The 13,714-nt window shown below is 34.7% G+C and carries 12 protein-coding genes and 1 pseudogene; 5 read left to right on the plus strand and 8 right to left on the minus strand.

The features are described 5' to 3' along the window. The 7 genes and pseudogenes from OU788_RS09910 to OU788_RS09940 form a co-directional block, all read right to left on the minus strand. A pseudogene (locus OU788_RS09910) lies at window positions 1-376 on the minus strand (4-hydroxy-tetrahydrodipicolinate reductase); the annotation flags it as partial. A 1-nt stretch (window position 377) separates the two neighbouring features. Beyond that, window positions 378-956, minus strand: a complete 579-nt coding sequence (locus OU788_RS09915; RefSeq protein WP_274635030.1) for a DUF5683 domain-containing protein — start codon at window positions 954-956, stop codon at window positions 378-380. After that, window positions 957-1,844 carry a ParB/RepB/Spo0J family partition protein gene (locus OU788_RS09920; protein ID WP_274635031.1) on the minus strand — a complete coding sequence of 296 codons (888 nt, stop codon included), beginning with the start codon at window positions 1,842-1,844 and terminating at the stop codon, window positions 957-959. Between the two features lie 9 nt (window positions 1,845-1,853). Continuing rightward, the gene (locus tag OU788_RS09925; RefSeq protein WP_274635032.1) at window positions 1,854-2,618 is read right to left on the minus strand and encodes a ParA family protein; all 765 of its coding nucleotides are present in this window, start codon (window positions 2,616-2,618) and stop codon (window positions 1,854-1,856) included. Between the two features lie 132 nt (window positions 2,619-2,750). After that, entirely contained in the window at window positions 2,751-3,869 is a 1,119-nt protein-coding gene (gene dnaN / locus OU788_RS09930) for a DNA polymerase III subunit beta (protein WP_274635033.1), read from the minus strand. An 85-nt stretch (window positions 3,870-3,954) separates the two neighbouring features. Beyond that, the gene (locus OU788_RS09935) at window positions 3,955-4,491 is read right to left on the minus strand and encodes a lipid A-modifier LpxR family protein (RefSeq protein WP_274635034.1); all 537 of its coding nucleotides are present in this window, start codon (window positions 4,489-4,491) and stop codon (window positions 3,955-3,957) included. Next, on the minus strand, window positions 4,424-4,900 hold the full coding sequence (locus OU788_RS09940; protein WP_274635035.1) for a lipid A-modifier LpxR family protein: 477 nt from the start codon (window positions 4,898-4,900) through the stop codon (window positions 4,424-4,426). The genes OU788_RS09935 and OU788_RS09940 overlap by 68 nt, the downstream gene beginning before the upstream one ends. A 68-nt stretch (window positions 4,901-4,968) precedes the next feature. On the opposite strand from OU788_RS09940, the gene ppk2 (OU788_RS09945) reads away from it, so the two are divergent. Both ppk2 (OU788_RS09945) and ppk2 (OU788_RS09950) read left to right on the plus strand, forming a co-directional pair. Continuing rightward, a complete protein-coding gene (ppk2, locus tag OU788_RS09945) occupies window positions 4,969-5,826 on the plus strand; it encodes a polyphosphate kinase 2 (protein WP_274635036.1) in 858 nt (285 codons plus the stop codon). Between the two features lie 2 nt (window positions 5,827-5,828). Next, window positions 5,829-6,611: a polyphosphate kinase 2 gene (gene ppk2, locus OU788_RS09950; RefSeq protein WP_274635037.1), complete on the plus strand. Its 783-nt coding sequence runs from the start codon at window positions 5,829-5,831 to the stop codon at window positions 6,609-6,611. On the opposite strand, the gene OU788_RS09955 is transcribed toward ppk2 (OU788_RS09950), so the two are convergent. Next, complete coding sequence (locus OU788_RS09955; RefSeq protein ID WP_274635038.1) at window positions 6,600-7,247, minus strand: hypothetical protein; 648 nt, start codon at window positions 7,245-7,247, stop codon at window positions 6,600-6,602. The genes ppk2 (OU788_RS09950) and OU788_RS09955 overlap by 12 nt on opposite strands. 85 nt (window positions 7,248-7,332) lie before the next feature. Here OU788_RS09955 and OU788_RS09960 point away from each other — a divergent pair, with 85 nt between their 5' ends. The 3 genes from OU788_RS09960 to OU788_RS09970 form a co-directional block, all read left to right on the plus strand. Continuing rightward, window positions 7,333-7,875, plus strand: coding sequence for a Smr/MutS family protein (locus OU788_RS09960; RefSeq protein WP_274635039.1), 543 nt, complete (start codon window positions 7,333-7,335; stop codon window positions 7,873-7,875). A gap of 160 nt (window positions 7,876-8,035) precedes the next feature. Further along, entirely contained in the window at window positions 8,036-9,169 is a 1,134-nt protein-coding gene (locus OU788_RS09965) for a cysteine desulfurase family protein (RefSeq protein ID WP_274635040.1), read from the plus strand. A gap of 379 nt (window positions 9,170-9,548) precedes the next feature. Next, on the plus strand, window positions 9,549-13,714 hold a 4,166-nt coding region (locus OU788_RS09970), incomplete at its 3' end, for a choice-of-anchor L domain-containing protein (protein ID WP_274635041.1).

The raw sequence follows: 13,714 nt of genomic DNA on the forward strand, positions 1-13,714 counted from the left end.
TAGCAATATTGTATTGCTCAAGCGTACTCATCATCTTAGCCAGTTGCTTATTTAACTCAAAAAAAACATTCACTCCTAAACTAAAGTTTGAAGCATAGATAAAAGCACCACCTTTTTCGTTGCATAAATCAACAATTTCATTGTATTTATCTAACCAGCCAGTAGTTCCTGAAACTACAGGGATGTTATTGTTAATACAATTACTGATGTTATTATAAGCAGAAGCAGGTACGCTAAAATCAATAGCTACATCAGCTTCGTTTATATCATAAGTGTTTTCTCCTGTAGATTTAATAACGATCTCGTGTCCTCTCTGTAAAGCAATCTTTTCGACTTCTTTACCCATTCTACCATAACCAAGTAAGGCTATTTTCATTTTAAAAAGAATATTTTAGTGTTAAACCAACTTTTGGCGCTTCAATAAATAAGGGGTCTGGAGTTATTACAGGGTTTACAGATAAGCTGTCATCGGTATCAAATTGTAATAAGTGTGCGTTTACACTGGCTTCTACAATTTGCAAAACGTATAAAAGTACTCCAGTTAATAACGATAAGTCTCTGTTTTTGCGTAAGGTTTTTTGAGCAGATTCTAATCCAGCTGTTGAAATAAGAACTGTACCATCGTCTCTTGTAAATTCATCTTGTAACCCTTGACTTCTTAGCTTAAAAGCTGTTCTGTATCGATCGTACTGATCACTATTGTCTAAATAAAAATAGACACTTGTACCCATAGCAGCCCAAACTATTGGAGCTTTCCAATATTTTTTATTGTATATCTGTCCACCTCCTGGAAAAATAGCAGAATAAAATGCTGCTTTAGATGGAGAGAGTGGATTGTATTTGTCGCTTGATAACTGAAGTTGTTTAGCTCTTACAGCAATAGAATCTTTTTGAGCAAAAGTATTTTGAAACAAAAAAAGACTAAAAAAAGCGAATATGATTACACGTATGTTCAATTACTTTAATAAGTTTTTAATACGGTTAAAGTCTTCTTCTGAGTGAAAAGGAATAGATATTTTTCCTTTACCACGATTGTTAACAGTTACATTAATTTTATGCCCGAAATAATCGCTGATATCTTTTACGCTTTCAGAAATATAATTAGGTAAAACTTTCTTTTTAGCGGCTTTAGCAACAGTACCCGCTTTTAAGTTTTTAACCAATTCTTCAGTTTGACGAACAGATAGTTTGTCACGAACAATTTTCTCGTAAATGTTTAACTGATCTGAAGTGCTATCAACATTAATCAATGCACGACCATGACCCATTGAGATAAATCCGTCACGCATACCTGTTTGAATAATCGGATCTAACTTTAATAAACGTAAGTAGTTGGTAACTGTTGAACGTTTTTTACCTACACGTGTACTCAATTCTTCTTGTGTTAATTGAATTTCATCAATTAAACGTTGATATGAAAGGGCAACTTCAATAGGATCTAAGTTTTTACGTTGGATGTTTTCTACCAACGCCATTTCTAACATTTCCTGATCGTTGGCTAAACGAATGTATGCAGGAACTGTTTTATTTCCAATAAGTTTAGAGGCTCTAAAACGACGCTCTCCTGAAACTAACTGGAACTTATCGCTCGATAATTTACGAACAGTAATAGGTTGAATTACCCCTAATTCTTTAATAGAACTAGCTAATTCACGCAAAGCTTCTTCATCAAAATAAGTTCTAGGTTGGTATGGGTTTACTTCAATCGAGTTGATGTCGATTTCAATAATATTTCCAACTAATTTATCTGCGTTTTTATCTTCTGCTGAATTTACTTCCGCAGTTTCTTTCAATAAAGCGGATAAACCTCTACCTAAAGCTTGTTTTTTCGTTGCTTTTGCCATGTATCTTTATTATGCGTTTTTAGTTAAAATTTCGTTCGCCAAATTTAAGTAATTTACGGCACCTTTAGAGGTTGCATCGTATGAAATTATACTTTCTCCGTAACTAGGTGCTTCACTTAGACGGGTATTTCGGTGGACTATTGTTTCAAAAACCATAGAACTGAAGTGTTTACGAACTTCATCAACTACTTGATTAGATAAACGTAAACGAGAATCGAACATAGTTAATAACAAACCTTCAATTTCTAAATCAGGATTGTGAATTTTTTGAACGCTTTTAATGGTGTTTAATAATTTACCTAAACCTTCTAAAGCAAAATATTCACACTGAATAGGAATTACAACAGAATCTGCCGCTACAAGTGAGTTTAAGGTGATTAAACCTAAAGAAGGAGCACAATCTATTAAAATATAATCGTAATCATCTTTAATGTCTTCCAAGGCTTTTTTAAGCATGTATTCACGCTCTTGCTTGTCAACCAATTCAATTTCAATAGCTACTAAATCAATATGAGCAGGAATTAAATCGACGTTAGGAGAGTCAGTTTTTAAAATTGTATCTTTTGTTGGAATAGCATGTTCTAAAACCTGATACGTTCCAATTTCTACACTTTCAACATCTAAACCTAAACCAGAAGTAGCATTTGCTTGGGGATCAGCATCAATTAATAATACTTTTTTTTCTAAAACACCTAAAGCCGCAGCTAAGTTTACAGATGTAGTAGTTTTACCTACGCCACCTTTTTGATTTGCAATTGCAATAATTCTACCCATTATTATTTATAAAGTTTGAAAGAGGTAAATTTACAATTATTTATCGTTTTTGAAAGTGAAAGGTGTTATAAAAAACAAAAAAGCCACAGGTGTTGATACTGTGGCTTTTATAATATTATGAGTTGGTTTTTTCTATCCGTTTAGCATTACTGGCATCACTAACATAGTAACTTGTTCACCTTCTTCAGTACCGTCAATTGGAGTTAAAATTCCTGCTCTATTAGGTAAACTCATTTCTATTAAAACATCGTTAGAGTTTAAGTTGTTTAACATTTCGCTTAAAAAACGAGAGTTAAACCCGATTTGCATATCATCTCCTTGATAATCACAATGTAAACGCTCATCAGCTTTGTTTGAGTAGTCTAAATCTTCCGCAGAAATATTTAGCTCAGTTCCTGCCATTTTTAAACGAATTTGATGTGTTGTTTTACTAGAGAAAATAGAAACACGACGAACAGAGTTTAAGAAAGAAGCTCTGTCAACTGTTAATTTATTAGGATTCTCTTTTGGAATTACTGCTTCGTAATTAGGATATTTCCCGTCAATTAAACGACAAATCAATACTACGTTGTCAAAAGTGAACTTAGCATTGGTGTCATTATATTCAATAGTAACATTATTTTCAGAACCTCCTAAAATCCCTTTTAATAAATTTAAAGGCTTTTTAGGCATAATGAATTCTGCTGATTTTTCAGCGGTAATGTCTGTACGTGTATATTTTACTAATTTATGAGCATCTGTAGCTACAAATGTTAATTCCTTAGAGTTGAACTGGAAAAATACACCGCTCATTACAGGACGTAAATCATCGTTTCCTGCAGCAAAAATAGTTTTAGAAATAGCGGTGGCTAAAATATGTGATGGAATCTCAGTACTGCTTGGTGAAGGTAATTCCACAGCTTTAGGGAATTCGTCTCCACTAAAATAAGCCATGTCATACTTACCTTGCTCAGAAATAATTTCAATAGTACTATCGCTTTCTACTTTAAAAGTAAGCGGTTGTTCAGGAAATGTTTTTAAAGTATCCAACAATAAACGAGCATTAATAGCAATGGCTCCAGTATCTGTACTTTCAACATCAATAACTGATGACATGGTTGTTTCAAGATCAGATGCAGATACTTTTAATTCGTTTTCAGATAGTTCAAATAAAAAATTATCTAAAATTGGTAATGTGTTATTGCTGTTTATAACTCCTCCTAAAACTTGTAGCTGTTTTAATAACTGTGAGCTAGATACGATAAATTTCATTGAATAGTTTTTCTATTTATTAGACTTACAAATATATTTTAATTATATGATTATAAAAATTATTTTTTTTAACCGGATTTTAACCTTAGTTAAACTGATAATTTAATTGAATAGTTCCGTAAAGATTACCTTTTGGAACTCGAGCACTTTTCAGTTTTTTGGTGTGATAATTGATAGCATATCCAAAATTAAAACGGTTGCTGGTAAAACGTATTCCAAATTCGGTAGTGAATACAAAAGGTTGAATGTCAAAAGTAACAGGGCTACCGTCAGCTAAAAAACTTCCTTCTATGGTTGCGTCATATGCTGCATAACGAATCATAGGATTGAGGTATAAAAAAACTTCCGCATTGTTATGAAATTGGGTGTTTTGGTTGTTTAAATTCCCGTTAAAAGCAATAGAATTTAAAATGCTTTCTAAAGGTTTAAAGCCAATACGACTGTACAAACCGGTTGATAAATCGGTGTAAACAGTGCCAATTCTGGCGGTATTCTTCCAGTTAAGATCAAAAATGTTGTCTTTGGTGAGTTTTTTAATGTACTCTGCTTTTAAGTTAAGAGCAAAAGCGTCTTTTATTTGATATTTCCAACCAGTAGCATTTTTTAAATCCGTAAATATCATGAATGAAATCTTGCAGTTCTTCGCTAAAAGCAGAAGATCCAATACTACCAACCTGTAGAGATGTTTTTAATATTGATTCTTTTTTGAAGAAATAATTAATGCCTAAGCTTCCGTAGAGATACCCAGCAAAAGGTCGGTCGTGTTCTTCAACAGTTTCTACAATTGCTTTATGTGGTGTGTACATGTGGTGTCCAAGCTGTATTTCGTAGCTTTTTTTTTCAATATTTTGAAATTGTTTTTCACTAAGATAACGATAAGTTAAAAATACACCATTCGTGTAGTATCTGTCATAGTAAGTGGAAGTGTATAAGTCGTTGTCGTTTAGGAAACTGAACTCTTTAGCGTATTTTCGTTGTGAGAAGATAGTAAGTGAAAATAAGATGAATAAAAGTGCTATGTTTTTTTTCATAGCTGTAAATATCGTATTATTTTAGCACAACCTAGGTTAAATTATTAAGAAGAATAATTAGTGGTTTTATGAGTAAAGAATCTGTATTAACTATTGAAGATTTTGAAAGTGTTTCTACCAACGAAGAGCTTTTAGCTAAGATTAGAAAAAAAGGAATTTCTATAGCGAAAGTTCAAGTGAAGTTAGATTATGAAGAAGAGTTAAAGAAACTTCAAATTGAGTTAGTAAAACTTCAGCAATGGATTGCGAAGAAGAATAAAAGAGTGGCTGTGATTTTTGAAGGTAGAGATGCGGCAGGAAAAGGAGGAAGCATACGTAGATTTATGGAACACTTAAATCCTCGTTCTACGCGTTTAGTTGCCTTAAATAAACCGACTGAAGTTGAAAAAGGTCAGTGGTATTTTCAACGATATATAAAAGAATTACCAAATCCAGGAGAGATTGTTTTTTTTGATAGAAGTTGGTATAACAGAGCTGTTGTTGAGCCTGTAATGGGATTTTGTACTGATAATCAGTATAAAAACTTTTTAGTGCAAGTTCCTGAGTTTGAGCACATGTTGTATGAAGATGGAGTGGTGGTTATTAAGTTTTGGTTGTCTATTTCAAAAGATGAACAGTTGCGTAGATTTAATTCGAGAAATGATAATCCGTTAAAGCGTTGGAAATTTAGTCCAGTAGATAAAAGAGGTCAAGAGTTATGGGATGATTATACATTTTACAAAGATGAAATGTTTAGTAGAACTCATACAACATATAGCCCGTGGATTGTGGTTAAGACAAACAGTAAAAAAGAAGCAAGGGTAGAGTGTATGCGTCATGTGTTAACTCAGTTTAATTATGATGGAAAAGAGGAAGCGCAAACCATTTTAACGCCAGATCCTAATGTAGTAATGCGTTATTATCGTTCAGTAAAACAGTTAGATTAAGAATGAGAAAATTAACTCAAAGAGACGTAAATAAATTAAACAGTACAAGAGGTTTAAAAGCATTATTGTCAAAACCTTTTAATATAGAAAAGTCAATTCGTTATGTTGATTATGAGCGAAAGCTGAAAAAATTACAAGTAGAATTAATTCGTTTACAAGCATGGTCTATTAAAGAAAATGAACGAATTATAGTAATTTTTGAAGGTCGTGATGCAGCTGGAAAAGGTGGGGCAATTCGTAGAATTACCGAACGTATTAATCCGCGTCACATGCGAATTGTAGCTTTACCGAAACCTAATGAAGATCAAAAAACACAATGGTATTTTCAACGCTATGTAGAGCAGTTTCCAAAAGCAGGAGAAATATTATTTTTTGATCGTAGTTGGTATAATAGAGCTGTGGTAGAACCTGTAAATGGGTTTTGTACTCAAGAAGAATATCAAATCTTTATGAATCAAGTAAATGATTTTGAGCGTATGATTTTAGAATCAGGTATTCGTTTGGTGAAAATTTACATGTCTATTACCAAAAAAGAGCAAGCAAAACGATTTAATGATATTAAAAACGACCCGTTAAAACAATGGAAAATGCGAACGCCTGTTGACGAAAAAGCGCAAGAGTTATGGGATGATTATACTGAATACAAAAAAGCGATGTTTTCTAAAACGAACACAGCAATTTCTCCTTGGAAAGTTATTCGTGCGAACAGAAAAACAGCAGCTCGTATAAATGTAATCAATCACATTTTAAAAAGTATTCCTTACGATAAAAATTTAGAGGTATAACTGAGGAAGTCTGTCTTTAACTTCTTCAAAAATAAAATACAGCTCACCAGCAATTTGTTTACTTGTCTGCAAGTAAGTTTCTTCGGTTAGGTCTGTATTGTCAGAAGTTTTTGGGTCTTTGTAAGGTAAATGAAAACGCTCAAGAGCATCAGGAATAAACGGACAGTCTTTGTCGGCACTGTTGCAAGTCGTTATCGCTATAAAAGGATAGCTATTTTGAGGGTGATCAAAAACTTTAGAAAAGCCTAGAATAGATTTTTTAGTTCCTTCAAAAGTTACTAAATATCTAGGGTTTTGGTGCGAAAAATCAACCACTTTAAAAATAAAACCTGTTTTTTGTAAACATTTTACAGTGTTTCTATGAAAAGAAGTGGTTTCTGTACCTCCTGAGTAAGTGAATATATTTTTTAAGTTAAAATATTCAATAGCAAAAAAACTCCACACCTGCGCTAACTGACTTCTGCGTGAGTTGTGAGTGCAAATAAAGTTTAAATTTATTTTTTCTCTGTCAAGATATTCGTCGAAGATAGCATCTGATATTGCAAGCAATAAATTTTTACGCTTATCGGTAAGCATCATTTCTTTTCTAGCCTCTTCAAAGAAAACTTTTGTATTGATATTTTTAGTGTTTATCATTTATTTGCAGTTCTTTTGCAGTGTATTATAATTAGTGCAAAAATACAAGCTAAAGCCCTTTTAGCTAATTAAATAAAGGTTAAGGATGTGTTTAGAAATCGGTAATAAAGTAGCTGTAATTGATGCTGATATTAGAGGCTTCGTAACAAAAATTACTAATGAAGAAGTTTTTGTTAAAGATGCTAATGGAATGGAGTACCGTTTTTTTAAAAATGAATTGGTAAAGATTGAAGTTGATCAAAATGAATTAAGTAAGTATTTAGATATTAACAACCCGATGTTAAAGGCGAAAACTCAATCTAAAAAAACGTCTAAAAAATCCCTTTTTGTAAAAGATAGAAATGAAATCGTGATGGAAGTTGATTTACATGCCGAAAAGCTTGTGAAATCAACAAGAGGAATGGATAATTATGATATTTTATCACTTCAATTAGATATAGCAAAACAAAAACTAGAGTACTGTATCTCAAAAAAGATATCAAAATTAGTCTTGATACATGGTGTGGGTGATGGTGTGTTAAAAACAGAACTTCAGTATTTATTAAGTAATTATCGGGTGAAGTATTACGATGCTTCTTATCAAAAATACGGACAAGGAGCCACTGAGGTGTACGTGTATCAGAATTAAATAGGTGATTTTAATTGTTTAGGGGTTTCTAGATGTTAAACTAAAAAGGTGAGTGTTAGTAATCTCGTTTTTTTTAATCTTAAATTCCAAATATCGAATCATCTAATAATCTAGCAATCCAAAAATCTAACTATCTAATATAAAACTTTACTTTTGTAGTATGAATTCAGTGTATTTAGATAATGCGGCTACCACGCCTATGTTGCCAGAGGTGGTAAGTGTAATGCAAGAATCGATGCTTGCTAATTTCGGAAATCCGTCTTCAACTCATCAATACGGAAGAAAGGCAAAAGCAGCTGTAGAAACAGCGAGAAAAAACATTGCAAAACATTTTAATGTGTCTGCAAGTGAAATCATTTTTACCGCAGGCGGAACAGAAGCAGATAATTTAATTTTACAAAATGCAGTAATGCATTTAGGAGTAAAAAGAATTATCACCTCTAAGTTAGAACACCATGCTGTTTTGAATACCGTACAGTTTTTAGAAAAAAAACACAAAATAATTGTAGATTATGTTAGGGTAAATGAAAATGGAGCTGTTGTGTTGGATAGTTTGGGTGAAGCTTTAAAAAAGTCAAACGAAAAAACCTTAGTGAGTTTGATGTATGTGAATAATGAAATTGGTAATATTTTGCCAATTGAAGAGGTGGCAAACATGTGTAAAGAACACCATGCTTACTTTCATTCAGATACAGTACAAGCTATCGGACATTATCCAACAGATTTACAAAAAACTCCGGTTGATTTTATCGCGGCGAGCGCACATAAATTTCACGGTCCTAAAGGGGTTGGTTTTGCTTATGTTAAAAAAGGAATAGCAATTCAACCCATGTTTTTTGGAGGAGAACAAGAAAAAGGAGCGAGGTCTAGTACCGAAAATGTTCACGCTATAATAGGTATGGATAAAGCATTGCAGATTGCTTTTGAAAACCTGTTGGTAGATGAAACTCATATTAAAGAGTTGAAAAATTACTTTGTAAAAAAAGTAAAAGAACTGGTGCCAAATGCAGAAATAAATGGAGAGCCAGCCGATGAAACAAGTTATACTATTGTAAATGTACGATTTCCTGTTCAAGATAAAATGCTACTGTTTAATTTAGATTTATCAGGAGTAGCAGTATCAGGAGGAAGTGCTTGTCAAAGCGGTAGTAATAAAGGTTCACACGTGTTAAGTGCTTTTTTAAATGTAGAAGAAGTACAAAAAGCTTCTGTACGATTTTCTTTCAGTAAGTTAAATACGATTACAGAAATTGACTACGTACTAAATCAGTTAAAAAAGACTTTAAAATTATAAATAAGTCTTTTAAGGTGTTTTAAAAGAGTTTTTGTTGTTTATGGTGTTGTTGGGTTAGATGTGAAATAAAACTTCTTAAAACATTTTTTATAAAGCCGTTTTTTATAAGTTTTTGTAATAGTTTAGGTTTTGTATATTTTTTTTAACTATAATGTGACTTAAACTGTTAATTTTACATCTAATATTTTAGTGAGAGTAAAAAAAGTTTATTTTTGCACACTATTAAAATAGAAGTCCCCCACAAGAAAAAAAGTTGTAGAACAGCAACTTAGTTTTTTTGTGTGGGATTTTTTTATGCCCACCTATTGTATTGAAACGATTGCCTAAGCTAAAAGCTTGGGTTTTAAAATATATAGTTGTTTGTTATAAAAAACGAGAAATGAAAGAAAATTACGTAGAAAGGACTAAAAAAATATTTAAGCATTTTTTTGTGACAATTTTAATGTTTATTGTCAGTTTTAGAGCTTTTTCACAGGCTACAATTACCCCAAACCCTACTGCTGCTCAAATAGCAACAGAGTTACAGTCTGCAGGAGTAGTAATAACAAACCCTGTTATCACTAGAGGTGCAACAAATCAAATAGCTCTTTTTACAAATGGAGATGGAGGAGCTAACTTAGAACTTGATAGAGGTATAGCTTTTACAACATCTAATGTTAATCAGATTTTTGTTACAAATAATGAAACAGGGTTGTCTGTAAATGCTTCTGGAACAGATCATATAGATGCTGATTTAACAGCTATAGATTCTCAAGCAACTAGAGATGTAGTTGTTTTTGAATTTGATTTTAGAGCATTGCCAAATTATACAGGAGTTCTTTTAGAGTATCAATTTGGTTCAGAAGAATACCCAGATTATGTAGGGTCTCCTTTTAATGATGTTTTTGGTTTTTTCGTGACAGACCCATTTGGATTAGATCCAACAATACCAAATATGGCACCAGGTGCAAACTTAGCACAGGTACCCGGTACTACAAACCCAGTAGCAATTAATAACATAAATGCAGGTTTTAGAGGGAATTCAGGAGGTGGAGCAAACTATCCTGGTATTACTCCTGATTTGTCGCAAGGTGCATTATATATTAATAATGGACATGTTTTAGATAATGATGCTGACCCAAATAATGCTGGTCCTTTAAACAACAATCCTGGAGCCACTCCTATTGGTGTAGAGTTTAATGGTATTACTAGAAAACTAACAGCAAATATAAATTTGACACCAGGTATAACATACCATATGAAAATAGCTATTGCAGATGTGACCGATTCAAGTTTTGACTCAGGAGTATTTATTACAAGAGTTGGAGGTGTACCTATTATAGTTGCAGAAGATGATTTTGGAGAAATAGTAAGTACAAATGGGGGAATAGCTGTAGCAAATGTGTTAACAAATGATACCGTAGCAGGTATAACTAATCCATCAGCATCAGGAGTAGAACTATCAGAAGTTAGTTCTGAAAACCCAGGAATAACATTAAACACAAATACAGGAGAAGTTTCTGTAGCACCTGGTGTGCCAGCTGGTGTATATGAATTAGTATATAGTTTATGTCAACCTTCAACAAATTGTGATACAGCTATAGTAACAATAACAGTTTTAGCAGATAGTGATGGAGATAATGTTGCAGATAGAGATGATTTGGATGATGATAATGATGGTATTTTAGATGTAAATGAAGGTTTGTGTACACCTTCACAATCAGGTTTATGGACAGTTTCTGGAACTACAGCAACTTATGATTATGGAAATGGAGTTATAGCGAGAGTTACAACTACGGATGCAGATAGCTTTACTAATGATAGTTTCAATAATCAATCCTTTTGGTCTGAAACTCTTGGAGGAGATACCTCTTTAGCTGGTATTTTTGATTTTGGAACAAGTTTAACAGTGAGTTTTGAAGATTCATTAGGAAATCCTGTTGAAGTAAAAAATCCAACCATACACTTAGATAGAATAGGTGGTTTATTAGGTTCTGGCGAGCAATATTCAGCCCTTGTAACATTACAAGGAGGGCTCACTTGGTCTAAATTAGCAGGGACATCAGATTTTTCTGTAACATCAAATACAGTAACAGACAAAGGTGCTGGGGTACCAGGTTCTGGATGGGATGGAGATAGTACGGCTAACGATGTTGACGGAACTGCTGCAGGATCGTTAAAAATTTATGGTACAATTTCTACATTTACTTTGAGTTTTTCTCAAAACTATGGAGGGAGTGCAGATGGAATAGAGTTAATATTATTTGCATGTGAAAATTTAGATACAGATTTTGATGGTATTCCAGATTATTTAGATACAGATTCGGATAATGATGGTTGTTTTGATGCTATTGAAGGAGATGAAGATGTTCTTACTTCTCACTTAAATCCTGATGGTAGTATTAATTTCGCTGCTAATGGTGGAGTTGATGCAAATGGAGTTCCGAATTTAGTAAATGCTTCGGGTGCAGCTGATGGAGGGAATAATACACAAGGGCAAGGGATCACAGGTAATGAAATTGTTGCTACTCAAATACAAATGGACACACAACCAAGTGATAGTACTATATGTTTTGGGAGCAATGTTACTTTTACAGCCGCAGCAAGCTCTTTAAGCACCACTAGTTATACAGGGAGTGCTCCATCTACTACACCTGATTACAGTAGTAGTACAGCTACTACAACAGGATTGGTATATCAATGGCAAGAACAAGTTGCTGGGTCAGGTTCTTGGAATGATATTTCTAATGGAGGAATATATAGCAATGCAACTACTCCATCATTAACTTTAACCAACCCACCAGTAACAGTTTCTACTAATAAATATAGGTTGATAGTAACTAGTACTCTTAACACCTGCCAGATTTTAACTTCAAATGAAGTATCTCTTACCGTAGATCTTACTTCTGTCGGTGGAAGCATTGCAGGAAGTACCAATGTGTGTACGGGAACGAATTCTACAACACTTACACTAAGTGGATATACAGGAAATATCATTCGTTGGGAAAGTTCTACCGATAACTTTACGACTGATACCGATATCGCCAATACTACCACGACCTTAACAGCTACCAACCTTACCACCACCACGCAATACCGTGCGGTCGTACAAAGTGGTGCCTGTGCAGAAGCAACTTCAACTACAGCAACCATTACTGTAGATCCTACTTCGGAGGGAGGAAGCATTGCGGGAAGTACCAATGTGTGTACCGGAACCAATTCTACCATATTAACCTTAAGTGGAGAAACAGGAAATATCATCCGTTGGGAAAGTTCTACCGATAACTTTGCGACTGATACCGATATTGCCAATACCACCACGACCTTAACTGCAACCAACCTTACCACCACCACGCAATACCGTGCAATCGTACAAAGTGGTGCCTGTGCAGAAGCGACTTCTGCTACAGCAACCATTACTGTAGATCCTACTTCGGTGGGAGGAAGCATTGCGGGAAGTACCAATGTGTGTACCGGAACCAATTCAACAACACTGACCCTAAGTGGACAAACAGGAAATATCATCCGTTGGGAAAGTTCTACCGATAACTTTACCACTGATACCGATATTGCCAATACCACTACGACCTTAACTGCAACCAACCTTACCACCACCACGCAATACCGTGCAATCGTACAAAGTGGTGCCTGTACAGAAGCGACTTCTGCTACAGCAACCATCACTGTAGATCCGACTTCAGTGGGAGGAAGTATTGCGGGAAGTACCAATGTGTGTACCGGAACCAATTCAACAACACTGACCCTAAGTGGACAAACAGGAAATATCATCCGTTGGGAAAGTTCTACCGATAACTTTACCACTGATACCGATATTGCCAATACCACTACGACCTTAACTGCAACCAACCTTACCTCCACCACGCAATACCGTGCAATCGTACAAAGTGGTGCCTGTACTGAAGCTACTTCTGCTACAGCAACCATTACCGTAGATCCGACTTCAGTGGGAGGAAGCATTGCGGGAAGTACCAATGTGTGTACCGGAACCAATTCAACAACACTGACCCTAAGTGGACAGACAGGAAATATCATCCGTTGGGAAAGTTCTACCGATAACTTTACCACTGATACCGATATTGCCAATACCACTACGACCTTAACAGCAACCAACCTTACCACCACCACGCAATACCGTGCAATCGTACAAAGTGGTGCCTGTGCAGAAGCAACTTCTGCTACAGCAACCATTACTGTAGATCCTACTTCAGTGGGAGGAAGCATTGCGGGAAGTACCAATGTGTGTACCGGAACCAATTCAACAACACTGACCCTAAGTGGACAGACAGGAAATATCATCCGTTGGGAAAGTTCTACCGATAACTTTACCACTGATACCGATATTGCCAATACCACCACGACCTTAACAGCAACCAACCTTACCACCACCACGCAATACCGTGCAATCGTACAAAGTGGTGCCTGTGCAGAAGCGACTTCTGCTACAGCAACCATCACTGTAGATCCGACTTCAGTGGGAGGAAGCATTGCGGGAAGTACCAATGTGTGTACCGGAACCAATTCAACAACACTGACCCTAAGTGGACA

It is taken from the genome of Tenacibaculum sp. L6 (assembly GCF_028823685.1).
GTDB lineage: Bacteria > Bacteroidota > Bacteroidia > Flavobacteriales > Flavobacteriaceae > Polaribacter.